The following is a 25,305-nucleotide window of genomic DNA, read 5'->3' as shown; positions in this document are numbered from 1 at the left end:
CGTCAGTTGAGCATGGCCCGCGCGGTGTGCGCCTGTTCGCGCACCTTGCGGGCGGCCGGTTCGTCGACGACCTCGATCAGCTCGGCGTAGGCGTCCAGCTCCGCCGCCCCCGAGACGAACTCGCCGCGCTGCACCAGCAGTTGCCCCCGCTCGTAGCGCAGTCGCGCCGGGTGCGATGGCACCAGCAGCGCCAGCTCCACGGCCCACAGCGCCACGTCCGACCGCTCGGGCCGGGCGGCGGCCCAGGCCCGTATGTTGTTCAGGACGCGCTGGACGACCTCCAGCGGCGCGGCCGGCTCCAGCACGGCGGGATCCAGCGGCGCTCCCGTGGCCCCGACGACCAGCAGCTCGGCGTCGGTCCCGGTCAGTACCCGGCCGCCCTCGAAGGGATCGGCCAGCACCTGCTCGCACGCCGCGCCGAACCCCACCACGAAGTGCCCCGGCAGCGCGACCCCGTACACCGGGGCCCCCGCCCGCCGGGCGACCTCCAGCCACACCACCGACAGCAGGATCGGCAGCCCGCGCCGGCGCCGCAGCACCTCGTGCAGCAGCGAGGACTCCAGCCGCTGGTAGTCGCCGGGCGTCCCGTGGAACGCGTAGCACCCGCCCAGCAGCCGCCGTACGGCCTCCGCCCAGGCGCGCGGGCCGCCCGGCCGGTACGGCAGCTCGCCCGCCAGCCGGTCCAGCTCCAGCTGCGCCGCGTCGATCCCGGTCTCGTCCAGCGAGCCGTCCGCCGCGGCGCCGATCAGCAGGCACAGCGCGGACAGGTCCGGCCGCTCGGCGCGCGCCTCCTCGGCGAACCTGCGGCGCAGCTCGGCGGCGCGCTCCGGCGGCGGCGGATACGGCGGCGGCAGGTGCGGGTGCGGCATGGCAGGCTCAGGCCCTTCCACGGCGCTCGTCCGATGCGTCCGGCGCCCGGTAGTGGTGGTAGGTGTGGTGCGGTGTGAAGCCCAGCGCGGTGTACAGCGCCCGCGCACCCTCGTTGTCGGTCTCGACCTGGAGCCAGGCCGCCGACGCGCCCTCGTCCAGCGCCCGCCGGGCCAGCGCGGCCATCACCTCCGTGGCGAGCCCCGCGCGGCGCCGGGCGGGGTCCACCTCGACGGCGGCGAACCCGGCCCACCGTCCGTCCACGACGCACCGCCCGATCGCCGCGGGCGGCGCGGTCGCGTCCGCGGTGTCCCCCGGCACGGTCGCGAACCACACCGAGGGTCCCGTGCCGAGCACCCGCAGGGCCACCTCGCTCACTCCCTTGCGCTGGTACCGGGCGAGCCACGCCTCGTCCGCCTCCCGGGCCAGGGCCACACCCGCGCCCTCGGCCCGGTCCGCGACCGGCGCCAGGGCGCCGATCCAGACCTCGGCGCTCACCTCCCGCACCCAGCCGCGCCGCTCCAGCTCCGCGCAGAGCAGCTCCTGTGTGCCCTCGGCGCCGGTGGCGGTCTGGACGTAGGCGGGCAGACCACGCTCGCCGTACCAGCGTCGTACGGCATCCAGGGCCGCGTCGAGGGGAAGTCCCGGATCGCCGAGCGGCAGCACGCTGTTGGCCCGCCGGGTGAAGCCGGAGGCCGCCCGCAGCTCCCACTGGCCGAGCCGCTCGCTCTCCACGGGCTGCCAGCCGCGCGCGCCGACGCGTGCCAGCTCCTCGTACGAGGCGGCGGGCCCCCGGCGGCGCGCGGGCGCGGCGGGCACGACCTTGGCGGCCACCACGGAGTCTTCCGCGATGCGGACGCTCTCGCCGTTCCGTCGTGTGATCATGAGCACGCCATCAGTCCATGATGTGAGAACCCCCACCGTGTCGGTGAACTTCTCCGATCTCCCTCCAGACGCTTCCAAGCGCCGCACGGAGACGCGTTTTCCCACGTCAGCAGGGGTAATGCGGACCACCAGACGTCCTGCCGCCGAGATTTCCACCGGTCAGTTCACCCCTCCTGTTCGGATCATGCTCCGGAACGGAGATACTAGGGGCGGGCATCGACGACGCCGCGCTCCCGCGCGCCAGGCGGCGGAGCCTGAGGAGGCCCGCCAGCGCCCTATCGAGGAGGAACGACAGCGTGACCTACGTCATCGCAGAGCCTTGTGTCGATCTCAAGGACAAGGCGTGCATCGAGGAGTGCCCGGTCGACTGCATTTACGAGGGCCAGCGGTCCTTGTACATCCACCCGGACGAATGCGTCGACTGTGGCGCCTGTGAACCGGTCTGCCCGGTCGAGGCGATCTTCTACGAGGACGACGTGCCGGAGGAGTGGAAGGACTACTACAAGGCGAACGTCGAGTTCTTCGACGAGCTGGGCTCGCCCGGCGGTGCCAGCAAGCTGGGGCTGATCGAGCGCGACCACCCGTTCGTCGCCGCGCTGCCGCCGCAGTCGCACGACGAGTGATCCGGTAGCGGCCCGCTCCCCCTGGTCCGGGCCCCGCTCGAACCGGGGGACCCCCGACGCCGCCTCGGTCCCGTACGGCCCCGATCGCTCCGATCACGCCGGACGGGACCGAGGCGTTTGCCGCAGCAGCCGCGCACGTACGAAAGTGAGCCACTGACCGTGTCCGCAGTCTCCGACCGCCTGCCCGACTTCCCCTGGGACAAGCTGGAGCCGTACAAGAAGACGGCAGCCGCGCACCCCGGCGGGATCGTCGACCTCTCCGTGGGCACCCCGGTCGACCCGGTGCCCGAGCTGATCCAGAAGGCCCTGATCGACGCGGCCGACTCCCCGGGCTATCCGACCGTGTGGGGCACCCCGGCGCTGCGCGACGCGATCACCGGCTGGCTGGAGCGCCGTCTCGGCGCCCGCGACCTGACCCACCGCCATGTCCTGCCGGTGGTCGGCTCCAAGGAACTGGTGGCCTGGCTGCCGACCCAGCTCGGCCTCGGCCCGGGCGACACGGTGGCCTACCCGCGCCTCGCCTACCCGACCTACGAGGTGGGCGCCCGCCTGGCCCGCGCCGCGTACGAGGTCTACGACGACCCGCGCGACCTGGACCCGGCAAACCTGAAGCTCCTCTGGCTGAACTCGCCGTCGAACCCGACCGGCAGGGTGCTCGCCAAGGAGGACCTGACGAGCATCGTCGCCTGGGCCCGCGCCCACGGCGTCCTGGTCGTCTCCGACGAGTGCTACCTGGAGCTGGGCTGGGAGGCCGACCCGGTCTCGGTCCTGCACCCGGACGTCAACGGCGGCTCGTACGACGGCATCGTGGCCGTGCACTCCCTCTCCAAGCGCTCCAACCTGGCGGGCTACCGCGCCGCGTTCGTCGCCGGTGACCCGGCCGTCCTCGGCCCGCTGCTGGAGATCCGCAAGCACGGCGGCATGATGACCTCGGCGCCGACCCAGGCGGCCGTCGTGGCCGCCCTCGGCGACGACGCGCACGTGCACGAGCAGCGCGAGCGCTACGCCGCCCGCCGCGCGGCCCTGCGTACGGCCCTGCTCGGCCACGGCTTCCGCATCGAGCACAGCGAGGCCAGCCTCTACCTGTGGGCCACGCGGGACGAGTCCTGCTGGGACACGGTCGCCCACCTGGCCGGCCTGGGCATCCTGGTGGCCCCGGGCGACTTCTACGGCGAGGCGGGCGAGAACTTCGTCCGCGTGGCGCTGACGGCGACGGACGAACGGATCCGCGCGGCGGTGGGGCGCCTGTAGCCGCTTGCCGTTCACGCACGACGAAGGGGTCCGGGGAGCACGCTCCCCGGACCCCTTCGTGCTGTGGGGGGTCAGCTCAGCGGCACACCCTGCATCGGCAGGCCGGACGTCGGCAGGGTGCCGCCCTTCGTCGCGCCGGACGCGGCGTCCCCGAGGACGTTCCCGGCCGCCCCGGCCACGCTGCCCGCGGCCTGCTGGGCCACCGGGGCCGCCTTCTTCAGGCCGCCGCCGGCCGCCTGGCCCGCGGCCGGAACCGCCGTGCCGACCACACGGCCGCCCGCGTTGCCGGCGAGCGTGGTGGCGTTCTGCGCGGCACCGTCGGCGGTGTTGGAGAGCTGCGACGCGTCCACGGCGGACAGACCGCTCAGGTTCGGGGCGACCGTGGGCTGGCTCGGGGCCGCGCTGGCGGAGCCGGCCGCACCGACCCCGGCTGCCGCTCCCGCTGCGACGAGCAGCGCGGTACGGGCGATCCGGCGGGTCAGAGGGAGGGACATGATGCTCCATTCGACGGGAGAGAACGGTGTTGGTCCGGGCTCGGGTCCGGGCTCGGACGCCGTGACTACCGCTCGAAGCCCGCGAAGGTTGCGGACGTCCCAGGTAACGAATATATAACGCATCGCATAATCAGGTGTGGATAAAAACGGGCAAAGAACATCACCCGGAAACCACGCAGAATCCTTACATCCTTTTATTTCCAAGGGTTTCCACGTCCGGTGCGAAATCGGGCCGCCCGGCGCGGTGAACCGCGGCCGAGCAACCCTCCGGAGTGACCCCTCGTACTACTGTCCGGTCACGATCCGGACGACCCCCGCGGACTGCTCCGCCCCGCCGGCCCCGTCCGACACGACCGGTTTCCACTGGCTGTCGGTGCTCCCGGCGGCCCACTCGCGCCCGGCGTACGACACCCGCTGGATGTGCAGCGCCGAGGAGTTCGCGACCGCCCACTGGGCCAGCTGCCAGCCCCGCTGCCGCTCCCCGTACCCGCCGGCGTCGGTCCGCTGGCCCTCGGGTACGGGTACGGTCACCGTCCGCCCCTGCGCGGTCGCGGTCACGCTCGGCGACGGGGACGGCGAGGGCACCGGAACGCCGCCCACCTCCGCACCGGTCTCCTGGAGCGCGTCGCGCCCGAAGTCCCGTACCAGCGCGTCGCGTACGGCGTCCGGGCCGGTCGCCGAGGCCCCGGGCTGCGGGCGGCCGTCGCAGGTCAGCGTGGCCGACGCGGTCCCGGTCAGGGACGCCGCCAGCAGCGTGGCGTCCGGCTCGTGCTTGGCGTACGCCTCCGGGTAGCCGCTGCGCTGCACCCGCTGCGCGGCCACCGTCAGGGGCAGACCGGTGTAGTCCGGCACCTTCGCCAGGTGGGCGTAGAAGATGCCCGCCGCGTACGCCGGGTCCATGACCTGCGCCTCGGTGCCCCAGCCCTGCGAGGGCCGCTGCTGGAACAGGCCCAGTGAATCCCGGTCGCCGTGCTGGATGTTGCGCAGTCCCGACTCCTGGAGGGCCGTGGCCAGCGCGATCGCCACGGCCCGCTCGGGCATGTGGCGCCCGGTGCCGACGGCCGCGATCGTCGCCGCGTTCTGCGCCTGCTCCGGCGTGAACTCGTACGACGTCCCGTCGGCGTCGGCCGACACCACCCTGCAGCCGTGGGCTCCACCGCCTCCGGTGACGTACTGCACCACGAGATAGGCGGCGACGCCGCAGAGGACCAACAGGGCCGCGGAGAAACGAAACAGACGGCCGCGACGCTTGATACGGGTGGGGGGCTCTGACACGCGTACAAGGTACTGGAGCCCCGTCCGGTCCCTGCGGGGGGTCTGGCCGGTGCCGTTGACCAGGCCGGAGCAGCGCGGGCAACCCGGCGGCCACGGGTGACGCGTTAGGGTCGCAGGCATGGCCGACACCTCGCTTGACCTCACGCTCGACGCCGCCGCGCTCACCGCGCAGCTCGTGGACTTCCGCTCCGAGAGCGGCACCGAGAAGCCGCTCGCGGACGCGATCGAGACCGCCCTGCGCGGCCTGCCGCACCTCACGGTGGACCGCTACGGCAACAACGTCGTCGCCCGGACGGACCTGGGCCGCACCGAGCGCGTCATCCTGGCCGGCCACATCGACACCGTCCCGATCGCGGACAACGTCCCCTCGCGCCTGGACGAGGACGGCGTGCTGTGGGGCTGCGGCACCTGCGACATGAAGTCCGGCGTCGCGGTGCAGCTGCGCATCGCGGCCACGGTCCCCGCCCCCAACCGCGACCTGACGTTCGTCTTCTACGACAACGAGGAGGTCGAGGCCAGCCGCAACGGGCTGAGGCACGTCTCGCAGGAGCGTCCGCAGTGGCTGGAGGGTGACTTCGCGATCCTGCTGGAGCCCTCCGACGGCCAGGTCGAGGGCGGCTGCCAGGGCACCCTGCGCGTGCTGCTGAAGACCGAGGGCGAGCGGGCGCACTCGGCGCGTTCCTGGATGGGCGCCAACGCCATCCACGCGGCGGCCCCGATCCTGGCCCGGCTGGCGGCGTACGAGCCCCGCTACCCGGTCATCGACGGCCTGGAGTACCGCGAGGGCCTCAACGCGGTCGGCATCAGCGGCGGGGTCGCGGGCAACGTCATCCCCGACGCGTGCGTGGTGACGGTCAACTTCCGCTACGCCCCCGACCGCACCGAGGAGGAGGCCATCGCGCACGTCCGCGAGGTCTTCGCCGACTGCGGGGTGGCGGAGTTCGTCGTCGACGACCACAGCGGCGGCGCCCTGCCCGGCCTCTCCCACCCGGCCGCGGCGGCCTTCATCGAGGCGGTGGGCGGCACCCCGCTGCCGAAGTACGGCTGGACCGACGTGTCCCGCTTCTCCGCGCTCGGCGTCCCCGCCGTCAACTACGGTCCGGGCAACCCGCACTTGGCGCACAAGCGGGACGAGCGGGTGGAGACGGCCAAGATCCTCGCGGGCGAGGAGCGCCTGCGGAACTGGCTGACGGCGTAGGAGCCGCTGGTGCCGGACCGGACATGCCTACGTCCCCCCTCCGTAACCCGAGGCGATCTAGTCTGAGATCGAACTACCCGCAAGTGGAGGGAGCGCACATGCCTACCGGCAACCCCGAGGGAAAGAAGATCCCGCCGGACGAGCAGCGCCTGGGCCCGGTCCTCCGGCGGCGCGGGCAGGTGATCCCGAGCACCACCGACCAGCGGCTGCTGGACGAGCGCGCCCCCACGGACTGGGTCCACACCGACCCCTGGCGGGTCCTGCGGATCCAGTCGGAGTTCATCGAGGGCTTCGGCACCCTCGCCGAACTCCCGCCCGCGATCAGCGTGTTCGGCTCGGCCCGCACCCCGGTGGACTCGGCGGAGTACGACGCGGGCGTCCGGCTCGGCCGGGGCCTGGTGGAGGCGGGCTGGGCGGTGATCACGGGCGGCGGCCCGGGCTCCATGGAGGCGGCCAACAAGGGCGCCTGCGAGGCCGGCGGCACCTCCGTCGGCCTCGGCATCGAGCTGCCCTTCGAGCAGGGCCTGAACCCCTACGTCGACATCGGCCTGAACTTCCGCTACTTCTTCGTCCGCAAGATGATGTTCGTGAAGTACGCGCAGGGCTTCGTGGTCCTGCCCGGCGGCCTCGGCACCCTGGACGAACTCTTCGAGGCCCTGACCCTCGTCCAGACCCAGAAGGTCACCCGCTTCCCGATCGTCCTCTTCGGCAGCGAGTACTGGGGCGGCCTCGTCTCCTGGCTCCAGAACACCCTGGTCGCGCAGGGCAAGGCCGCGGAGAAGGACCTCCTCCTCTTCCACGTCACGGACGAGGTCTCGGAAGCGGTGGCCCTGGTCTCCAAGGAGGCGGCCCGCTAGGTCCTGTCGTCAAACTCGCGCCGTCCGCCCGGAGGGCGGGCCTCGCGGCGTCAGGTGCGTGCTGCCGGCGTGCCGGGCCTTGGCCCTCGTACTGGATGTACTTGGGCCGGGGCCCGGTGCGGCGAGTGGGGGCCTCCCACGCCCTTAAGGCAGTGGGGGAGCGTGCATGGCCTCGCGGGGCTGGGGGCACCTCCCGGCCGAAGGCTGGGGGAGGGAGTCTGACGACAGGGTCTGGAGGACCCCTCGTCGGGCGCGGGCCGGTCAGGCCAGGCCGCGGCGGGCCACCGCAGGAGGGCGGTGGCCCGCGATGGCGGCGACCATGTCCAGCACCTGACGGGTCTCGGCGACCTCGTGGACCCGGTACACCTGCGCCCCGAGCCACGCCGACACCGCCGTCGTCGCCAGCGTGCCGATCAGCCGTTCCTTGACCGGGCGGTCCAGGGACTCGCCCACGAAGTCCTTGTTGGACAGCGAGACCAGGACCGGCCAGCCCGTCGCGACCATCTCGGGCAGCCGTCGCGTCGCCTCCAGGCTGTGCCGGGTGTTCTTGCCGAAGTCGTGCCCCGGGTCGATCAGCACCGACTCCCGCGGCACGCCCAGCGCCACCGCCCGCTCCGCAAGAGCGACCGTCACGTCCAGGATGTCGGCCATGACGTCGTCGTACGTCACCCGGTGCGGGCGCGTACGGGGCTCGGCGCCACCCGCGTGCGTGCACACCAGGCCCGCCCCGTACCGCGCCGCCACCTCCGCCAGCCCGGGATCGACCCCGCCCCACGCGTCGTTCAGCAGATCCGCGCCCGCCTCGCACACCGCCTCGCCGACCGAGGCCCGCCAGGTGTCCACGCTGATGATCACGTCCGGGAAGCGCCGCCGCACCTCCGCCACGAAGCCGACGGTCCGCCGCGCCTCCTCCTCGGCCGTGACCTCCTCGCCCGGCCCGGCCTTCACCCCGCCGACGTCGACGATCGCGGCGCCCTCGGCCACCGCCTGCTCCACGCGCGCGAGGGCCGGCTCGTCGTGGAACGTGGCCCCCTGGTCGTAGAAGGAGTCGGGCGTCCGGTTCACGATCGCCATGATCACCGGCTCGTGCGCCCCGAATTCCCGCTTGCCCAGCCTGAGCATCCGCTGTGACCTCTCCCAGAACGTCCCGCAGTACGGCCGCCTGCGACCCTAACTGTCAGACGCGCATGGCACGATCGGACCCTGACAGTTTCTGTGTCCGGCAGAGAGCGTGGGGCCCTGGCGATGGTGATGTTCTTGTTCCTGGTCGTCGCGCTGGCCGTCGTGGTCGCCGCGGTGACGCTCGCCGTGGTGGGCGGCGGCGAGAGCGCCCCGCTGCCCGAGGTGGCGCCGGAGCGGCTCCAGGACCCGCTGCCCCCGGACCGGCCGGTGGACCGTGCCGACGTGGAGAGCCTGCGCTTCCCGCTCGCCCCGCGCGGCTACCGCATGGCGGATGTCGACGACGCCCTCGGCCGCCTCGGCGCCGAGCTGGCCGAGCGCGACGCCCGCATCGCCGACCTGGAGTCGGCGCTCGCCGGCGCCAGAGCCGCGGCCGCGCACGTCCACCTGGAGAAGCCCGAGCACCCCGAGGACCAGCGATGAGCGACGGAAGTGCCCTCGCCGGACCCGACGGCGCCCTGCGCTGCCCCTGGGCCCTGTCCACCGAGGACTACGTGTCGTACCACGACGAGGAGTGGGGCCGCCCGGTCCACGGCGACGACGCCCTCTTCGAGCGGCTCAGCCTGGAGGCCTTCCAGTCGGGCCTGTCCTGGATCACGATCCTGCGCCGCCGCCCGGGCTTCCGGGCCGCCTTCGCGGGCTTCCGCATCGAGAAGGTCGCCGCCTTCACGGACGACGACCGCGAGCGGCTGCTGGCGGACGCGGGCATCATCCGCAACCGCGCCAAGATCGACGCCACGCTCGCCAACGCGCGCGTGCTCGCCGACTGGGCGCAGGGCGAGCTGGACGAGCTGATCTGGTCCCACGCCCCGGACCCGGCCGGCCGCCCCGTCCCGCAGACCCTCGCCGACGTCCCGGCCGTCACCCCGGAGTCCACGGCCCTGTCCAAGGCCCTGAAGAAGCGCGGGCTGAGGTTCGTCGGCCCGACGACGGCGTACGCGCTCATGCAGGCGTGCGGACTGGTCGACGACCACCTGGCGGCCTGCGCCAGCCGCACCGGTCCGCACGCCCGCTGACCGCTCACCGGCCCAGGTACGCGGGCTTCTCCTTCTGCACGAAGGCCTGCACGGCGATCGCGTGGTCCTCGGACTGCCCGGCCCTGGCCTGGAGCTCGTCCTCCTTCTCCAGCGTCTCCGTCAGCGAGTGCGACAGCCCGTAGGCCACCGCCTCCTTGAGCGCCGCGTACGCCACCGTCGGCCCCTCGGCCAGCGCCCGCGCCACCTTCTCGGCCTCCGCGCGCAGTTCGCCCGCCGGTACGACCCGGTTGGCGATGCCCAACTCCAGTGCGTCCTGCGCGCTGATGCTGCGCGGGAAGAGCAGCAGGTCGGTGGCACGGCTCGGGCCGATCACCCGGGGCAGGGTCCAGGAGACGCCGGAGTCGGCGGTCAGCGCGACGCCCGCGAAGGACGTGTTGAAGGCGGCCGTGTCGGCGACCACCCGGTAGTCCGCGGCGAGCGCGAAACCGAAGCCGGCCCCGGCCGCGACGCCGTTCACCCCGGCGACCACCGGCTTCGGCGCCCCGGCCAGCGCCGTCACGATCGGGTTGTAGTGCTCCCTGACCGTGCTCATCGTCTGCCCGGCCCCCGTCTCGCGGTCGGACGCGAGCAGCCCGATGTGCTCCTTGAGGTCCTGGCCCACGCAGAACGCCCGCTCCCCGGCCGCGGTCAGCAGGATCGCTCGTACGGCCGTGTCCCCGGCCGCGGCTTCCGCCGCCTCCCGCAGGGCGACCTTGGTCGCGATGTTCAGCGCGTTCATCGCCTCGGGGCGGTTCAGCGTGATCGTCGCAAGCCCGTCGCTCACCTCGTAGAGCACGGTGTCGGCCATGGGACTCCTCCTCGTGGTCGCGGCTGACGTACCGCTCAGTACGTCCGCGTACGAGCACAGCATGGCGGAGATCACGGGCCAAGGACCGGACCGGACGTGTGACCTGCGTCAAAGAAAAACGGAGCGGAGTCCGCCGGTGGGCGTCGGTGCGGTGGCGCAGTATCGCAGCCACATCCCCGAATTGGGTGGTTTTGCTCGCGCGCGTTGCCCAAGCGATGCCGACTGATGTTGGTCATCGGGTCCTGCGATGCGGGATAATGGCCGGGAAGCAATGTGTTCGATGCCGGTGTCGTGTGTCCGATCCCGGGCCGCGGATGCCCTCCTCGGGGCTGTCGGCAGACGATGAGCTGGTTTCAGGAAGGGGAACGAGCATGGCGGCCATGAAGCCGCGGACGGGCGATGGCCCGCTCGAGGTGACCAAGGAGGGGCGGGGCATCGTCATGCGCGTTCCGCTCGAAGGCGGCGGTCGACTCGTCGTCGAGCTGACCCCTGACGAGGCCAAGGCGCTCGGTGAGGCCCTGGAGAAGGTCACCGTCTGACGCGCCAGCGATCTTGTCCTTACGTCTGCCCCGGCATCGTACGCGGTGCCGGGGCAGACGCGTTCGCGGCCCGGCCGCCCGGCCTCGGCGGCCGGGCGCCGACCGTGCGTACCGTGCTCACCTCTTGACGGCGCACAGCAGCCCGTCGCCGACCGGCAGCAGCGACGACAGCAGCTCCTGGCTCTCGCGCACCGAGCGCAGCAGCTCACGCAGGCGCAGCACCTCCGTCGGCTGCGGCGCGGAGTCGACCGTACGGCCGCCCGCGAGGACGCCCTCGAACACCACGAGACCGCCCGGCCGCAACAGGCGCAACGATTCAGCGAGATAGTCCGCGTACTCCTGGCGGTCGCCGTCGCAGAAGACGAGGTCGTAGCCCGCGTCCGCGAGCCGGGGCAGGACGTCCAGCGCGCGGCCCGGGATGAACCGCGCCCGGTTGCTGGCGAAACCGCAGGCGCGGAAGGCCTGCCGGGCGAACTGCTGGTGCTCCGGCTCCGGATCGACCGTCGTGAGCACTCCGTCCGGGCGCATGCCGTGCAGCAGATGAATTCCGGACACCCCGCAGCCGGTGCCGATCTCCGCGACGGCCTTGGCGTCCACGGACGCGGCGAGCAGCCGAAGGGCCGCGCCCGTGGCCGGCGACACCGAGCGCAGCCCTGCCTCGCGGGCCCGGTCACGGGCCCAGAGCAGCGCTGCGTCCTCGGCGACGTAGGCGTCGGCGAACGCCCAGCTCGTCTGCCGGTTGCCGGTAATGACCCTCTCCTGTCCCCGTGGTTGCCTGGGCGTGACTGTATCCGTTGGCGGCGGGAACCCGCAGATGGGACCGGACGTTTAAGGGGAAGAGACGGTGGCCGGATGTGCGACGGGGGGTATGAGGTGGATCAGGGCACCGAGCAACTGCTGACGCAGCCGTATGAGCCGTGCCAGCAAGTATCAAATTCTCGTAAAACCGCTTATCCGGAGCTAACGGGCGAGGTGGCTATGGTAGGGGCTCCACTGGACACCACCAGAGCCGACAGGGGAGGTGCGGCTGCGCCCGGGGACCGGGGCGGAGTGCTGCGGCGCTTCCTCGGATCGGCGGGCAGGCCGAAATCCGTGACCTACACCGCTGCTGACCACCACGCCGGTCTCGCCGCAGGCGAGACCCAGACCGCGACCTTCTCCACCGACGCGGACGGGCAGGCGTGGACTCCGCCCACGTGGGAGGAGATCGTCAGCACGCACAGCGCCCGGGTCTACCGCCTGGCCTACCGCCTGACGGGCAACCAGCACGACGCCGAGGACCTCACCCAGGAGGTCTTCGTCCGTGTCTTCCGCTCCCTGTCGACGTACTCGCCGGGCACCTTCGAGGGCTGGCTGCACCGCATCACCACCAACCTCTTCCTGGACATGGTCCGGCGTAAGCAGCGCATCCGCTTCGACGCCCTCGGCGAGGACGCGGCCGAGCGCCTGGCCAGCCGCGAGCCCACCCCGCAGCAGCTCTTCAACGACGCGCACTTCGACGCCGACGTCCAGCAGGCCCTCGACACCCTGGCGCCGGAGTTCCGCGCCGCCGTCGTCCTGTGCGACATCGAAGGACTGTCGTACGAGGAGATCGCCGCGACCCTCGGCGTGAAGCTCGGCACGGTCCGCTCCCGTATCCACCGCGGCCGCTCCCAGCTCCGCAAGGCCCTCGCGCACCGCTCCCCGGAGGCCCGTGCGGCCGAGCGGCGCTCCTTCGTGGCCCGTGTCCCCGCTCTGGGGGGAGGGGGCGCGACCGCGTGAGTGGATCCCGGCCGAAACCTGTGGAGAAGGCGCACCAGAAGGCGCATCTCGCCGAACAGCATCTGGGAGACCGGCTCTCCGCCCTGGTGGACGGAGAGCTCGGTCATGACTCGCGTGAGCGGGTCCTCGCGCACCTGGCCACCTGTGCCCGGTGCAAGGCGGAGGCGGACGCCCAGCGCCGGCTGAAGAACGTGTTCGCGGAGGCGGCCCCGCCTCCGCCCTCGGCGAGCTTCCTGGCCCGCCTCCAGGGCCTGCCCGGCGGCGACGGCACGTCCCCGCCCGGCGGCGGCCTCTTCGGAGGCGATCCCCGCGAGGAGAGCGCCGCGAGAGCCGACGAATCCAGTCCGTCCGGCCTGACCGCCGTACCGGGCGGGGTCTTCGGCGGCTCCGGCGTCTTCGGATCGCGGCGCGGCGGTGAGCGCTTCGTCCTCGGCTACCTGCCCGCCCCCTCGCGGCCCGCCGTCCCCGCGGACCACGAGCGCGGCTTCCGTATCCACCCCGTCGGCCGCCCGGACGACGGGCGCGGCGCTTCGCGCGGTCTGCGGTTCGCGGTCGCCGCCGCCGGTGCGGTGTCCCTGGCCGCGGTCGCTCTCGGCAGTGTGACCACGGCTCTCCCCTCCGACGCGACGGCGGACGCGCGCGGCAGCGGCAGCGTCGTCCCGGCCCGCTCGGCAGGCTCGGGCGCGGGTGCGGTCACGCCCGACAGCCAGCGCCGCCGTGCGACCGGCCCGCCGGCCGTCCAGGGCAGCACGCTGCTCGGACAGACCTCGGTGGCACCGACCTCGATGTCCGCGCCGCTGGTGCCCGGAGTGCCGACCCCCGGCACCGGACAGGTCCAGGGCAGCGCGCTGCGCGGTCTCACGGCACCGGTGATGGCCGGCGTGGCCGCCCTCTCCCCGCTGATACGTCCGCTCGACGACACCGTGGCCTATCCGCTCGCCGCATGGTCCGCGGTCCCCGGAGCGACCGGCTCCGGCCTGCTGTCCGCCCCCGTCCCCACCCCTGCGTCCCCCACGGCGCCCGCCGCGCCTTCCACCTCCCCCTCCTCACCGCCGCAGACCCCCTGACCTGCCACTGCGCTCCGGCCTCGGGAACCTGGTTGAATCCTGTGAGGGCCGTTCCCGCGGCGATGACCCGGGGGCGCAGTCGACATTCCGCGTCCGCCGCCGAAGCGTGCGGCCGCGGCCAGCTGTGGGGAGAGCATGAACGAGGGGAACCGTGTTCCGCCGGGGGCGGAGCCGGAGGGACCGGCGGCGCCGGAGCCGGCCGACCGGCCGGCCGGGCATCGCGCGCAGACCACGCCGGGCGACTCGGGGCGGATCTCTGGGCCGACGGATTCCGGGTCGGCCGACTTCGAGTTGGCGCGGCCGGAGGCGCCGGATGCCGCGGCCGACGGCGACTTCGAACTGGCCGAGCCGAGCGGGGGCGAGGAAAGCGGGGCTGAGGAGAGCGCCGCCGGGGTGGCCGGCGTACCGGCTGAGACCGTCCCCGGAGAGAACGCCTGGGCGGCCCCCACCGAGCGTCCCAGGCCCCTGCACGCCCCCGATCCCTACGGCACCCCGCCGTACGGCGAGCCGGGCCCCTGGGCACCCGCACCGCCCGTCCAGCACCCGGCGGCCCGGCCGACGCCCGCACCGACGGCACCGGGGACGCAGGCGCCGAGCGCAGCCCTGCCCATCCCCGTCCCTCCGACGTCACCCTCTGAAGTCCCTGTCCCGACGCCCGGCCCCGGGGCATCGGGCACCGCCTTCCCCGGCGCCCCCACGCCCGGCGCCCCCACGACGGCACCGGGGACGCAGGCGCCGAGTGCCCCCGCCCCCGTCCCTCCGACGTCACCCCCTGCCCCTGCCCCTGCCCCGGCGCCCGGCGCCGGGGTGTCGCCCCTCGGCATGGCGCTCCCCGCACCCGGGGCCGGTACCGGGGCACCGGCCCCCGGCCCCGCAACCCCGGGACCGACGCCCCCCGCACCCGCACCCGACGCCCCCGCACTCGGCGCTCCCGCCCCCGGTGGGCTGGTCGGGGTCGATGACGATCCCTGGGGGCGGTACGACCCCTGGGCGCCCGGGTCTCCGCAGGAGCAGGCGGTGCGGCGGGGGGTGCTCCGGTACGGCGGGGCCGGGCAGGCGAGTAGGCGGTTGATGGTGGGGTGGACGGTGGTCGTCGCCCTGGTCGCCGCCGGGGTCGGAGGGATCGTCGGCGCGTATGCCGAGCGGCAGGGGCTCGACGGCGAGGTGCGCCTGCCGCAGGCCGGGCGGGTGCCCGCCGGGCGCGCGCCGGACAGCGTGGCCGGGATAGCCGCCCGCGCCCTGCCCAGCGTCGTCACCCTGCATGTCAGCGGGACCGACCAGACCGACACCGGTACCGGCTTCGTGCTCGACACCCAGGGGCACATCCTCACCAACAACCACGTCGTCGCGCCCGCCGGATCGAGCGGCGCGATATCCGTGACCTTCAGCAGCGGTGAGAGCGTGCAGGCCAAGGTGGCCGGCCGGGACAGCGGCTACGACCTCGCGGTCGTCCAGGTGCACGGCGTGCACGGACTCACCCCGCTGCCCCTCGGCGACTCCGACGGCGTCCGGGTCGGCGACCCCGTCGTCGCCATCGGCGCCCCTTTCGACCTGGCCAACACCGTCACCTCCGGCATCATCAGCGCCAAGGAGCGGCCCATCACGGCCGGCGGCGAGAAGGGCGACGGCAGCGACGTGTCGTACGTCGACGCGCTGCAGACCGACGCGCCCATCAACCCGGGGAACTCCGGCGGCCCGCTCCTCGACTCCGAGGCCCGGGTGATCGGCATCAACTCCGCCATCCGGTCCGCCGACAGCGGCTCGGAGCCGGACGGCGGCCAGTCCGGTTCCATAGGCCTCGGCTTCGCCATCCCGGTGAACCAGGCCAAGCGCGTCGCCGAGGAACTGATCAACCACGGCCGGGCGACCCATCCGGTGCTCGGCGTCACGCTCGACATGGCCTACAGCGGTGACGGCGCCCGTATCGACGGCAAGAGCGCCAGCGGCGGCCCCGCCGTCACCCGGGGAGGCCCCGGTGACCGGGCCGGTCTGAAGGCGGGTGACGTCGTCGGCGCGGTCGACGGACAGCCCGTGCACTCCGCCCGGGAGCTGATCGTCAGGATCCGCGCCCACCGGCCCGGTGACCGGCTACGGCTGACGGTCCGGCGCGACGGCACCGACCGGGAGGTCCCGCTGGTCCTGGGCACGGCGGAGCAGAACTGACACAAGTCTCACCTCGGGACGGTACCGGTCGGACGGGAACGCCGGGTACCGTTGAGCGACCGAGGACATCAATAGGAGCGTCAGGTGTTCAATGACATAGGACCACTCGAGCTGCTCACGATCGTCGTGATCGCCGTGCTCGTCTTCGGTCCGGACAAGCTCCCGAAGGTCATCCAGGACGTGACGCGCACGATCCGGAAGATCCGCGAGTTCTCGGAGAGCGCGAAGCAGGACATCCGCAATGAACTGGGTCCCGAGTTCAAGGACTTCGAGTTCGAGGACCTCAACCCCAAGACGTTCATCCGCAAGCAGCTGGACAACGACGAACTGGGGCTGAAGGAGATCCGCAACGGCTTCGACCTGAAGAAGGAGATGGCCGAGGTCACCGACGCCGTCAACAGCCGGGACACCGAGGCCCCGTCCTCCTCCGCCTCGTCGTCCTCCTCTGCCTCGTCGTCCTCGAGCTCCGGTTCCGGCGGGCGTATCGACATGACCAAGAAGCCCGAGGAGCCCGGCAACGACGACCGGCCGCCCTTCGACGCGGACGCCACCTGACCGTTGCCGACACGCGCGCGGGCGTGCACCGCGCACGTGACGCGTTTCATAACACACCCCCGGCGCGCACGGCCTGAACAGGCCGTTCGTACGACCCACGCACCTACTGCCTGCCCTGCCGCACTCGTTCGTGTGGATATGCTGCCGTGTTGTTGTGCGGACCGGAGGAGTACGCCCGAAGGGGGGCGGGCCGCCCCGGTCCGACGAGAGCGAGGAGGCGTCCGGGCAGATGGAGACGACGAGTCGGGTGGGCGCACAGGCGCCGGCCGCGGAGGGCGGACAGCAGTTCTCCTCCGCCCGGCGTACGGTCGACGGTTATCTTCAGGCGTCCTTCCCGTGGTACGGCCTCGACGAGGCGTTCACCGGACCGCGCTGGCTGATGCAGGTAGGTACGGCGGCGGACGGCGCCGTCGAGCACGGTTCGACGGGGCACGGCGACGAGCCCTCCGTGCGCGGCGAGACCGGTTCCGCCACTGAGCCGCGGGAGAAGTTCGCGGTGGTGGTCACGGTCGCCGCGCAGCCGTCGCGGCGCAGCGCCGACGGTACGGGACTGCTGGAGGCCACCTCCGTGTCCTCGGCGGCGTGGCTGGCCGGGGTGGGACTGCTGTCGTTCACCTGGCCCGGACAGATGGACCACAGCCTGCGGGACGACTGGCTGGAGCAGCAGACCGAGACCGCGTGGGCACTGGCCGACGATCTGGAGGGACCGGAGTGGTCCACGCTGTCCCTCCCGGTGGACGGGGTCGCGGCCACTTTCTACTACCGGGAGTCCGAGTTCGGCTGGGTGCTCGCCGGTACGACCGAGGCGGGGGTGCACCTGGGCGCGTACGGCCGGGGCATGAGCGCGTACGGACTCGGGTTCGCCGTGGTGAAGGACGTCGCGGCCTACGCGTGACGACGCGCGGGACCGCATGACGAAGGGCGCCGATCGATTTCGGCGCCCTTCGTCATGCGGCTGGACGGTGTTCCGTACGGCGCTAGAACTTGTTCTTCGGGGTGAGCCCCAGCGACAGGCCCGACAGGCCCCGCTGCCGGCCGCCCAGCTTTCCGGCGATCGCCCGCAGGGCGGTGCCCGCCGGGGAGTCCGGGTCGGTCAGGACCACCGGCTTGCCCTCGTCGCCGCCCTCGCGCAGGCGGACGTCGATCGGGATCGAGCCGAGGACCGGGACCGTCGCACCCGTGGTGCGGGTCAGGCCGTCGGCGACGAGCTGGCCGCCGCCCGTGCCGAAGACGTCGACCATCTCGCCGCAGTGCGGGCAGGGCAGGCCGGACATGTTCTCGACCACGCCGACGATCTTCTGGTGGGTCTGTACGGCGATGGAGCCGGCGCGCTCGGCGACCTCGGCCGCCGCCTGCTGCGGGGTCGTGACGACCAGGATCTCGGCGTTCGGGACCAGCTGGGCGACGGAGATCGCGATGTCGCCGGTGCCGGGCGGCAGGTCCAGGAGCAGGACGTCGAGGTCGCCCCAGTACACGTCCGCCAGGAACTGCTGGAGGGCGCGGTGCAGCATCGGGCCGCGCCAGACGACCGGGGCGTTGCCCGGCGTGAACATGCCGATGGAGATGACCTTCACGCCGTTCGCCGACGGCGGCATGATCATGTTCTCGACCTGGGTGGGACGGCCGTCCGCGCCCAGCATGCGCGGCACGCTGTGGCCGTAGATGTCGGCGTCGACCACGCCCACCTTGAGTCCGTCGGCCGCCATGGCCGCCGCCAGGTTGACCGTCACGGAGGACTTGCCGACGCCGCCCTTGCCGGAGGCGACCGCGTAGACGCGGGTGAGGCTGCCCGGCTTGGCGAAGGGGACCTCGCGCTCGGCCTGGCCGCCGCGCAGGGCGGTCGCCAGCTCCTTGCGCTGCGCGTCGCTCATCACGTCCAGCGTGACGTCGACGCGGGTGACGCCCTCGACCCGGGAGACCGCCTCGGTGACGCGCTGGGTGATGGTGTCGCGCATGGGGCAGCCGGAGACCGTCAGGTACACGGTGACCGCGACCGCTCCGTCCGCACCGATCTCCACCGACTTGACCATCCCCAGTTCGGTGATGGGGCGGTTGATCTCGGGGTCGTTCACCGTCGCCAGTGCCTCGCGCACCGCGTCTTCCGTAGCCATAAGGACGATGGTACGGCGCGGTGCGGGGCGTTCGGGATGCCCCTCAGCGGTCGTCTGTGTCACGTCCGGGCGACCGTTCTGACCGTTCCGCCGGGAATACGACACGGTCGCTGCGGCCCTGGCGGTCCTCCAGCTCCTTCAGCAGATCCTGGAGTTCCGAGCGCATCCAGTCGCGGGTCGCCACCTCGCCGAGGCCCAGGCGCAGGGTGGCGATCTCCCGGGTCAGGTACTCGGTGTCGGCGATCGACCGCTCGTTCTGCTTGCGGTCCTGCTCCAGGTTGACCCGGTCGCGGTCGTCCTGCCGGTTCTGCGCGAGCAGGATCAGCGGGGCGGCGTAGGAGGCCTGGAGGGACAGGGCCAGGGTCAGGAAGATGAACGGGTACTGGTCGAAGCGCAGGCTGCCGGGCACGGTGACGTTCCACAGCACCCACAGGATGATGACGACCGTCATCCAGACGATGAAGCGGCCCGTGCCCAGGAACCGGGCGATCTTCTCCGACATCACGCCGAAGGCCTCGGGGTCCCACTCCGGCAGATACCGGCGCCGGGGCGGGCGCGGCTGGTCCAGGCGGGGCGTGCGGTGCCGGGTGGCCGCCGTCGCGCCCGTCGGGGTGCGCTCACGGGTGCCGCTCTCGCGCTCAGGAGTCATGCGCGGCCGCCCCCTCTCCCTCGTATCCCTCGTCCAGATGGAACTCGTGCTCCCGCCAGTCCTCGGGCAGCATGTGGTCCAGTACATCGTCCACGGTCACGGCGCCGAGCAGCCGCCCGGCCTCGTCCACCACGGGCGCGGCGACCATGTCGTAGGTGGCGAAGAACCCGGCGACGGCGGGCAGCGCCGCGTCCGGGTCGAGCGGTTGCAGATCGGTGTCGACGATCGAGCTGACCAGCGTGTACGGCGGGTCGCGCAGCAGCCGCTGGAAGTGGACCGTGCCGAGGTACTTGCCGGTCGGGGTCTCGTCGGGCGGGCGGCAGACGTAGACCTGGGCGGCGAGGGCGGGGGAGAGGTCGGGGTTGCGGACCCGGGCGAGGGCGTCGGCGACGGTGGCGTCCGGGCGCAGCACGATCGGTTCGGTGGTCATCAGACCGCCCGCCGTGTGCTCCTCGTACGACATCAGGCGCCGCATCTCGGCCGCGTCGCCGGGCTGCATCAGGCTCAGCAGCCGTTCCTTGTCCGCCTCGGGCAGCTCGGAGAGCAGGTCGGCCGCGTCGTCGGGGTCCATGGCCTCCAGCACGTCCGCCGCGCGCTCCTCCTTCAGCTTGCCGAGGATCTCGATCTGGTCGTCCTCCGGGAGCTCTTCGAGGACGTCGGCCAGCCGGTCGTCGTCGAGCGCGGCGGCGACCTCGGCGCGGCGCTTGGCGGACAGGTGGTGCAGGACGTTGGCGAGGTCGGCGGGGCGCAGCTGCTCGAAGGTGGCGAGCAGGCTCTCGGCGCCCTGCCCGTGCTCCTCCAGCGAAAAACCGGTGACGGCCGACCACTCGACGGTCAGCGTCTCGCCCTTGACCCGCCGGAAGGCGCCGCCCTTCTTGCCCTTGCGGACGAAGACCCGGTCGACCTCCCAGTCCCGGCGGGCGGGCAGCTGTTGCACGGACACGTCGAGCACGGTGACCTCCTCGCCGGTCTCCGTGAGCGTCACGCGCCGGTCCAGCAGCTCGCCGAAGACCAGCCGCTCGGTGGGCCGCTGCTCGAAACGGCGGACGTTCATGACGCCGGTGATGATGACCTGGCCGGACTCGATACCGGTCACCCGGGTCATGGGCAGGAAGATCCGGCGCCGGGTGGACAGCTCGACGACCACCCCGAGCACGCGCGGGGGCCGTCTGCCGACGCGCAGCATGACGACGAGGTCGCGGACGCGTCCCACCTGGTCGCCGTTGGGGTCGAAGACGGGGACCCCGGCGAGGTGCGAGACGAAGATCCGGGGGGCGCCGGCTGCCATGGCTGTGCTTCCTCTGCTGACGTGGCCTGGGAATCTCCCTCAGGGGGTGTTCCGCTTTCTTTGTGAAGTGATCGATGAATTGCTCGGATTTGCCCGCTCGGGTGCGCTTCAGGCTAGCCCGTGGCGGTCGGACACGCCCTGGTGGGGGGTCCGGACGGACTGACTCCGCCGGGGGACCGGGGCACCGGTACGCTGCCGTACGCCGCTCAGGACCCGTCAGAAAGGCGACTTGACCTGTGACTGCGATTCCCCAGGGCCGAACCCGCCGGACCGCGCGGGCGACCGCGATCTGCGCACTGGCGGTGACGGGGGTGGCGGTGCTGGGCGGCTGCGGGGGCGACGATCCGGACGCGGGGACGAACGGCGTGGGCAAGCTGCCCGCCGAGCAGATCCAGACGAGGACCCGCGCGGCGGCGGACGGGGCGGCCGCGGTACGGCTGGCCGGCGCGGTCGTGACCAGCGGCCGTACGTATCAGCTGGACATGCGCCTCAAGGAGGACGGCGGCACCGGCTCGGTGACCGCGCAGGGTGCCACCTTCCAGTTGCTGCGGGTCGGTGAGCAGCTCTATCTGAAGGCCGACTCGGACTTCTGGAACCACGCGAGCGGCGGCGACGGCGGCGGTGACGGCACGGCCGGCAAGCTGAACGGCAAGTACGTGAAGGTGCCGCAGACGGACCCCGCGTACAAGAGGTTCAGCGGCTTCACGGACAAGTCCGTCCTGCTCGACGGGCTGCTGACGCTGCACGGCAGCCTGGCGACCGATGGCCACCACGACCAGTCGGGCACCCCCACCATCCGTATCACCGGCGACAAGGGCTCCGGCGGCACCCTCGACGTCTCCCTCCAGGGCACCCCCTACCCGCTGCGCCTGGTCCGCGCCGGTGGTGCGGGCGCGCTCAGCTTCTCGGACTGGGGCAAGGACTTCACGGTGACGGAACCGGACCAGGGGGACACGGTGGACTACGGCAAGCAGCTGCCGACGTCATAGCGGTGGCCCGGCGCCGAATCCGGCTGCGGGTCAATACACCTAGGCCCGCCGTCGCCTGCCGAGCAGCTTCGGCAGGCCCGCCGGAATCGGCCCCCTGGTGGTCGCCGCAGTGGGCACCGGACGCTCCGCCAGGCTGCCGTCGGGCAACGGCACCACGGACCCGGCCGGAGCCAGGCGCAGCACCCGGCACTCGCGCGCCCAGCGGCCCGGCATTCCCTCGCCGTCCGGGGCGTTCAGGCGCTTGCCCTTCAGCTCGGCGACGGCCGCCTCCCACTCCTCGGAGCCCGCCGCGAGCTCGGTCACGGCCGCAGGGAACGTGACCAGCCGGCCGCCCTTGTCCTTGCCGCGCACGGTCACCTCCGCGGAGCCGCCGTCGACCAGCTCCGGCAGCGGCTGCTCCCCGGGCCCGTCGCCGACCAGGTACACCGCGCCCTGGTGCCACACGTGCCACAGCGCCCGCGCGGCCGGAGCACCGGTGCCCCTGACCCAGATCAGGCCGGACTTCTTCGCGGCTTCCTCGATGAGGGCCTGGTCGAGAAGGGCCTGGTCGAGGGGGGCCCGGCCGGGCGGATTGCTCGTCATGCGCCCAGCCTATCGAGCGGCGCTCACAGCCAGCCGTTGCGCTTCAGCACCCGGTGGATGCCCACACACATGCCGATGGTGAGGCTCAGGACCAGCGGGTAGCCGTACTTCCAGTGCAGCTCCGGCATGTGGTCGAAGTTCATGCCGTACACGCCCGTCACCATCGTCGGCACGGCGATGATCGCGGCCCAGGCGGTGATCTTGCGCATGTCCTCGTTCTGCGCGACGGAGGCCTGCGCCAGGTTGGCCTGGAGGATGGAGTTGAGCAGCTCGTCGAAGCCGACGACCTGCTCCTGGACCCGGGCGAGGTGGTCGGCGACGTCCCGGAAGTACTTCTGGATGTCCGGGTCGACCAGCCGCATCGGCCGCTCGCTCAGCAGCTGCATGGGTCGCAGCAGCGGCGCGACCGCCCGCTTGAACTCCAATACCTCGCGCTTGAGTTGGTAGATCCGCGCCGAGTCCACACCGCGCGAGACCTTGCCGCCCGGGCCCGGCGAGAAGACCTCGGTCTCCACCTCGTCGATGTCGTCCTGCACGGCGTCGGCGACCGCGATGTAGCCGTCCACGACGTGGTCGGCGATGGAGTGCAGCACCGCCGAGGGGCCCTTGGCCAGCAGCTCCGGGTCGTCCTGGAGGCGGTGGCGCAGCGCCCGCAGCGAGCCCTTGCCGCCGTGCCGGACGGTGATGAAGAAGTTCCGGCCGGTGAAGCACATCACCTCGCCGGTCTCCACGACCTCGCTGCTGGCGGTGAGCCGGTCGTGCTCGACGTAGTGGATGGTCTTGAAGACGGTGAAGAGAGAGTCGTCGTAGCGCTCCAGCTTCGGGCGCTGATGGGCCTGCACCGCGTCCTCGACGGCCAGCGGGTGCAGCCCGAACTCGCCCGCGATACCGGCGAATTCGGCCTCGGTCGGCTCATGCAGCCCGATCCAGACGAAGTCGCCGTCGCGCCGCACCTGGCGCATCGCCTCGTGCGGGCTGAGCGGCTTGCCGCTCGCGACCCGGCGGCCGTCGCGGTAGACGGCGCAGTCCACGACGGCCGAGGAGGTGCCGGGGTCGCGGGTGGTGTCGTACGGGGCGGTGTCCTTGTGCAGCGAGGAACGCGACGACGGGCGGACCGCGGCGCGCAGGTCGCGGATCATCGACATGGGCAGGCTCCTTCGCGGGCAGGCAGCGAGAGCGCGTGACGACGGGTGGAACTACCCGGAATGAGGACGGTCCTGGCTACGGGATGTTTGGCACGTCCACAAAGCGGGGAGCACCGCACCGTCGCGGTGGCGACTTCGCCACTGATGCGGAACTGACGTTGATCAGACGGATCAGGCAAAGCGAATGAAGTGCTCTTCCGGATCTTCCGGAGCTGTTCGAAGACGACGGCCGGACCACGGCGCACACGAAAGGGCGGCGGACAGCCGGGGGTTTCAGTCAGTGACCGGATCAGCGGTCGGAAGAGCGGGTGGTACTACCAGGTCGACTTCGATCCATGACAGCCCCACCTCCTCCGGCCGGTCCCTCGTAAGGGAGTCCCCATGGTCGCCGGGGCGAGATCGACTCCCCCAGTGCCTAAGGCCTGGGAGGGGCACCCATCTGCGTGCCGCCCCGAACCACCGGCTCAGAGTAGCAGCCGCCCGAACTGTCAAGGTGCCGCTTTGCCCGGCACTGACGAGTTCTATGCTCGCCGCATGGTTGATGTTCTTCCTCTGGTCGAGGCACGGTTGAGCACCGCTCTGGGCGAACCGGACGCGCGCGCCGCCGTCACCTTCCTCGGCACGGACCGCGTCGAGGTGCTTCGGTTCCGGGAGGGGGACCTCCTGCGGTACGCCACCCTCGGCATGTCCGGGCACCCCATGACCGATCCCACCGCGGCGGTCGCGGACCCGGTCAAGGGGCCCCGCGCCGAGCTGGTCCTCACGGTTCGCGCGGACCGTGCCGACACCGACAAGGTGCTTCGCCCGCTCGCCGTGCTGGCCGCGTCCCCGCAGGTCGAGGGTCTGATCGTGACGCCTGGCGCCTCCTTGGACACCGGCGAGCCGCTGTGGCCCGGCGCCCCCTTCACGTCGGTGCTGGTGGGCGAGCCCGGCGGGCTGGTCGAGGATCTGGAGCTGGACGACCCGATGGATCCCGTACGGTTCCTGCCGCTGCTGCCGATGACCCCGAACGAGGCCGCCTGGAAGCGGGTGCACGGCGCCCAGGCCCTCCAGGAACGCTGGCTCGCCCAGGGGACGGACCTGAGGGACCCGGCCCGCGCGTCCGTCCCGCTGGACTGAACCCGGCGTGACCGAACTCACCAACACAAGGCGGATTCCGGTCAGTTGGCGAACGCGCTGACGCCGTCCTCCGTGGCGTGCGCCACGTCCCGCTCCTCGGCCCCGTCGGTGAGCGCCCTGCGCCGTACGACGATCACGGCCGCGCCCAGCAGGGCGGTGACCGCCGCGACCACGAACGGGACGTGGATGTCGGTCCAGCCCTCGGTCTTCGGCGCGAAGCAGCGGACGAAGTCGCAGCCCGCGCTCGCCACCGGGCGCAGGGCGTCCGGGACGCCGAGGGCCGGCTCGGTGCAGAGGGTGTCGTTCACGCCGATGAACGCGCCGGACAGGACCGTGCGGACGACGGCCGTGGTGTGGTCGCTGTAGCCGAGGACGAGGACGTCCGCGGCGAGCGCCACCAGCGAGGCGCCGAGCACCTTCAGCGAGCCGAGGCGGGCCTGCGGGCGCGGGGCCACGATCACCGAGAAGACGGCGAGCAGCACGCCCCGGGCGAAGAACACCGCGCCCGAGCGCCCTGCCGGGTCGAGCGCCGAGGTCTTCCGGGGCCGGCTTCGGCTGCTCCTCCAGGAACTTCGTGACGCACAGGAAGCCGATCGCCATCCGCGTGGCCGTCCCGACGAACGGGTGGCGCCGGCTGCCGTTGCCGAGGACCGCGCCGAGCAGCGGGCCGCAGACCATGCCGAGGCCGACAGGGCGTTGCCGAGGCCCCGGCCCGCCCGGAAGGCGACCAACCGGCCGACGCTGTCCGACGTGCCGGCCAGGCCCGCGAAGACGCCGACGAACACGAGGCCGAGCAGCAGGGTCCAGCGCCCGCCGATGCGGCTGGAGACAAAGCCGGTGCACTATGCAAATAGTTGCCCCCGTCAAGGGGTCCGTCCGGACGG

Annotated in this window: 26 protein-coding genes and 1 pseudogene; 14 read left to right on the top strand and 13 right to left on the bottom strand. The window is 72.5% G+C overall.

What is annotated here, in order from left to right; genetic code table 11:
- Nucleotides 1–2: 2 nt before the first annotated feature.
- Both BIV25_RS15795 and BIV25_RS15790 read right to left on the bottom strand, forming a co-directional pair.
- On the bottom strand, nucleotides 3–869 hold the full coding sequence (locus BIV25_RS15795) for a transglutaminase-like domain-containing protein (protein WP_071372959.1): 867 nt from the start codon (nucleotides 867–869) through the stop codon (nucleotides 3–5).
- A 7-nt stretch (nucleotides 870–876) separates the two neighbouring features.
- Nucleotides 877–1,908 carry a GNAT family N-acetyltransferase gene (locus tag BIV25_RS15790; protein ID WP_079176663.1) on the bottom strand — a complete coding sequence of 344 codons (1,032 nt, stop codon included), beginning with the start codon at nucleotides 1,906–1,908 and terminating at the stop codon, nucleotides 877–879.
- Between the two features lie 140 nt (nucleotides 1,909–2,048).
- Here BIV25_RS15790 and fdxA point away from each other — a divergent pair, with 140 nt between their 5' ends.
- Both fdxA and BIV25_RS15780 read left to right on the top strand, forming a co-directional pair.
- Nucleotides 2,049–2,375 carry a ferredoxin gene (fdxA, locus tag BIV25_RS15785; RefSeq protein ID WP_071372957.1) on the top strand — a complete coding sequence of 109 codons (327 nt, stop codon included), beginning with the start codon at nucleotides 2,049–2,051 and terminating at the stop codon, nucleotides 2,373–2,375.
- Nucleotides 2,376–2,534: 159 nt separating this feature from the next.
- Nucleotides 2,535–3,626 carry a bifunctional succinyldiaminopimelate transaminase/glutamate-prephenate aminotransferase gene (locus BIV25_RS15780; RefSeq protein WP_071372956.1) on the top strand — a complete coding sequence of 364 codons (1,092 nt, stop codon included), beginning with the start codon at nucleotides 2,535–2,537 and terminating at the stop codon, nucleotides 3,624–3,626.
- A 71-nt stretch (nucleotides 3,627–3,697) separates the two neighbouring features.
- Here the strand turns inward: BIV25_RS15780 and BIV25_RS15775 are convergent, their stop codons facing one another.
- Nucleotides 3,698–4,120: an ATP-binding protein gene (locus tag BIV25_RS15775; protein ID WP_071372955.1), complete on the bottom strand. Its 423-nt coding sequence runs from the start codon at nucleotides 4,118–4,120 to the stop codon at nucleotides 3,698–3,700.
- Nucleotides 4,121–4,405: 285 nt separating this feature from the next.
- Nucleotides 4,406–5,395, bottom strand: coding sequence for a heavy metal transporter (locus BIV25_RS15770; protein ID WP_177235297.1), 990 nt, complete (start codon nucleotides 5,393–5,395; stop codon nucleotides 4,406–4,408).
- Between the two features lie 118 nt (nucleotides 5,396–5,513).
- Between BIV25_RS15770 and dapE the strand changes: the two genes are divergently transcribed.
- On the top strand, nucleotides 5,514–6,593 hold the full coding sequence (dapE, locus tag BIV25_RS15765; protein ID WP_071372953.1) for a succinyl-diaminopimelate desuccinylase: 1,080 nt from the start codon (nucleotides 5,514–5,516) through the stop codon (nucleotides 6,591–6,593).
- A 98-nt stretch (nucleotides 6,594–6,691) separates the two neighbouring features.
- Nucleotides 6,692–7,450: a TIGR00730 family Rossman fold protein gene (locus BIV25_RS15760; protein WP_071372952.1), complete on the top strand. Its 759-nt coding sequence runs from the start codon at nucleotides 6,692–6,694 to the stop codon at nucleotides 7,448–7,450.
- A gap of 261 nt (nucleotides 7,451–7,711) precedes the next feature.
- On the opposite strand, the gene folP is transcribed toward BIV25_RS15760, so the two are convergent.
- Nucleotides 7,712–8,572, bottom strand: coding sequence for a dihydropteroate synthase (gene folP / locus BIV25_RS15755; RefSeq protein ID WP_071372951.1), 861 nt, complete (start codon nucleotides 8,570–8,572; stop codon nucleotides 7,712–7,714).
- Nucleotides 8,573–8,695: 123 nt separating this feature from the next.
- Between folP and BIV25_RS15750 the strand changes: the two genes are divergently transcribed.
- Complete coding sequence (locus BIV25_RS15750; RefSeq protein WP_071372950.1) at nucleotides 8,696–9,052, top strand: DivIVA domain-containing protein; 357 nt, start codon at nucleotides 8,696–8,698, stop codon at nucleotides 9,050–9,052.
- Nucleotides 9,049–9,645 (top strand): DNA-3-methyladenine glycosylase I, encoded by a 597-nt coding sequence (locus tag BIV25_RS15745; RefSeq protein WP_071372949.1) that lies wholly within the window; start codon nucleotides 9,049–9,051, stop codon nucleotides 9,643–9,645. Before BIV25_RS15750 ends, BIV25_RS15745 begins: the two co-directional genes overlap by 4 nt.
- A gap of 4 nt (nucleotides 9,646–9,649) precedes the next feature.
- Here the strand turns inward: BIV25_RS15745 and BIV25_RS15740 are convergent, their stop codons facing one another.
- The gene (locus tag BIV25_RS15740) at nucleotides 9,650–10,453 is read right to left on the bottom strand and encodes an enoyl-CoA hydratase/isomerase family protein (RefSeq protein WP_071372948.1); all 804 of its coding nucleotides are present in this window, start codon (nucleotides 10,451–10,453) and stop codon (nucleotides 9,650–9,652) included.
- Between the two features lie 371 nt (nucleotides 10,454–10,824).
- Here BIV25_RS15740 and BIV25_RS15735 point away from each other — a divergent pair, with 371 nt between their 5' ends.
- Nucleotides 10,825–10,992 (top strand): DUF3117 domain-containing protein, encoded by a 168-nt coding sequence (locus BIV25_RS15735; RefSeq protein ID WP_003985072.1) that lies wholly within the window; start codon nucleotides 10,825–10,827, stop codon nucleotides 10,990–10,992.
- 117 nt (nucleotides 10,993–11,109) lie between these two features.
- Here BIV25_RS15735 and BIV25_RS15730 read toward each other — a convergent pair whose 3' ends face one another.
- Nucleotides 11,110–11,808 carry an O-methyltransferase gene (locus BIV25_RS15730; protein ID WP_079176662.1) on the bottom strand — a complete coding sequence of 233 codons (699 nt, stop codon included), beginning with the start codon at nucleotides 11,806–11,808 and terminating at the stop codon, nucleotides 11,110–11,112.
- Nucleotides 11,809–12,042: 234 nt separating this feature from the next.
- Here BIV25_RS15730 and sigE point away from each other — a divergent pair, with 234 nt between their 5' ends.
- From sigE to BIV25_RS15705, 5 genes are all read left to right on the top strand, one after another.
- On the top strand, nucleotides 12,043–12,753 hold the full coding sequence (gene sigE / locus BIV25_RS15725; RefSeq protein ID WP_071372946.1) for an RNA polymerase sigma factor SigE: 711 nt from the start codon (nucleotides 12,043–12,045) through the stop codon (nucleotides 12,751–12,753).
- Nucleotides 12,750–13,820: a zf-HC2 domain-containing protein gene (locus tag BIV25_RS15720; protein ID WP_079176661.1), complete on the top strand. Its 1,071-nt coding sequence runs from the start codon at nucleotides 12,750–12,752 to the stop codon at nucleotides 13,818–13,820. Before sigE ends, BIV25_RS15720 begins: the two co-directional genes overlap by 4 nt.
- Nucleotides 13,821–13,955: 135 nt before the next feature.
- Nucleotides 13,956–15,983, top strand: coding sequence for a trypsin-like peptidase domain-containing protein (locus BIV25_RS46975; RefSeq protein ID WP_079176660.1), 2,028 nt, complete (start codon nucleotides 13,956–13,958; stop codon nucleotides 15,981–15,983).
- An 84-nt stretch (nucleotides 15,984–16,067) separates the two neighbouring features.
- Nucleotides 16,068–16,538: a sec-independent translocase gene (locus BIV25_RS15710; protein ID WP_071372944.1), complete on the top strand. Its 471-nt coding sequence runs from the start codon at nucleotides 16,068–16,070 to the stop codon at nucleotides 16,536–16,538.
- A 229-nt stretch (nucleotides 16,539–16,767) separates the two neighbouring features.
- Entirely contained in the window at nucleotides 16,768–17,433 is a 666-nt protein-coding gene (locus tag BIV25_RS15705) for a hypothetical protein (RefSeq protein ID WP_071372943.1), read from the top strand.
- Nucleotides 17,434–17,515: 82 nt separating this feature from the next.
- On the opposite strand, the gene BIV25_RS15700 is transcribed toward BIV25_RS15705, so the two are convergent.
- Genes BIV25_RS15700 through BIV25_RS15690 form a run of 3 tightly spaced genes read right to left on the bottom strand, consistent with a single transcriptional unit; the run spans nucleotide 17,516 to nucleotide 20,586 of the window.
- A complete protein-coding gene (locus BIV25_RS15700) occupies nucleotides 17,516–18,649 on the bottom strand; it encodes an Mrp/NBP35 family ATP-binding protein (protein ID WP_071372942.1) in 1,134 nt (377 codons plus the stop codon).
- Between the two features lie 43 nt (nucleotides 18,650–18,692).
- On the bottom strand, nucleotides 18,693–19,298 hold the full coding sequence (locus BIV25_RS15695) for a DUF1003 domain-containing protein (protein ID WP_071372941.1): 606 nt from the start codon (nucleotides 19,296–19,298) through the stop codon (nucleotides 18,693–18,695).
- Entirely contained in the window at nucleotides 19,288–20,586 is a 1,299-nt protein-coding gene (locus BIV25_RS15690) for a magnesium transporter MgtE N-terminal domain-containing protein (protein ID WP_071372940.1), read from the bottom strand. Before BIV25_RS15690 ends, BIV25_RS15695 begins: the two co-directional genes overlap by 11 nt.
- 236 nt (nucleotides 20,587–20,822) lie before the next feature.
- On the opposite strand from BIV25_RS15690, the gene BIV25_RS15685 reads away from it, so the two are divergent.
- On the top strand, nucleotides 20,823–21,575 hold the full coding sequence (locus BIV25_RS15685) for a hypothetical protein (protein WP_177235296.1): 753 nt from the start codon (nucleotides 20,823–20,825) through the stop codon (nucleotides 21,573–21,575).
- Nucleotides 21,576–21,614: 39 nt separating this feature from the next.
- Here BIV25_RS15685 and BIV25_RS15680 read toward each other — a convergent pair whose 3' ends face one another.
- Complete coding sequence (locus BIV25_RS15680) at nucleotides 21,615–22,157, bottom strand: hypothetical protein (RefSeq protein ID WP_071372939.1); 543 nt, start codon at nucleotides 22,155–22,157, stop codon at nucleotides 21,615–21,617.
- Between the two features lie 23 nt (nucleotides 22,158–22,180).
- On the bottom strand, nucleotides 22,181–23,302 hold the full coding sequence (locus tag BIV25_RS15675) for a magnesium and cobalt transport protein CorA (RefSeq protein WP_071372938.1): 1,122 nt from the start codon (nucleotides 23,300–23,302) through the stop codon (nucleotides 22,181–22,183).
- A 534-nt stretch (nucleotides 23,303–23,836) separates the two neighbouring features.
- Between BIV25_RS15675 and BIV25_RS15670 the strand changes: the two genes are divergently transcribed.
- Nucleotides 23,837–24,421 carry a suppressor of fused domain protein gene (locus BIV25_RS15670; RefSeq protein WP_071372937.1) on the top strand — a complete coding sequence of 195 codons (585 nt, stop codon included), beginning with the start codon at nucleotides 23,837–23,839 and terminating at the stop codon, nucleotides 24,419–24,421.
- Between the two features lie 41 nt (nucleotides 24,422–24,462).
- On the opposite strand, the pseudogene BIV25_RS46970 reads toward BIV25_RS15670, so the two are convergent.
- A pseudogene (locus BIV25_RS46970) lies at nucleotides 24,463–25,260 on the bottom strand (MFS transporter); the annotation flags it as partial.
- Between the last annotated feature and the right edge of the window lie 45 nt (nucleotides 25,261–25,305).

It is taken from the genome of Streptomyces sp. MUSC 14 (genome assembly GCF_001866675.1).
In the GTDB taxonomy this organism is placed as follows: Bacteria; Actinomycetota; Actinomycetes; order Streptomycetales; family Streptomycetaceae; genus Streptomyces.
Note: the sequence above shows the minus strand (reverse complement) of the source record. Positions and strands in the feature narration are given on the sequence as shown.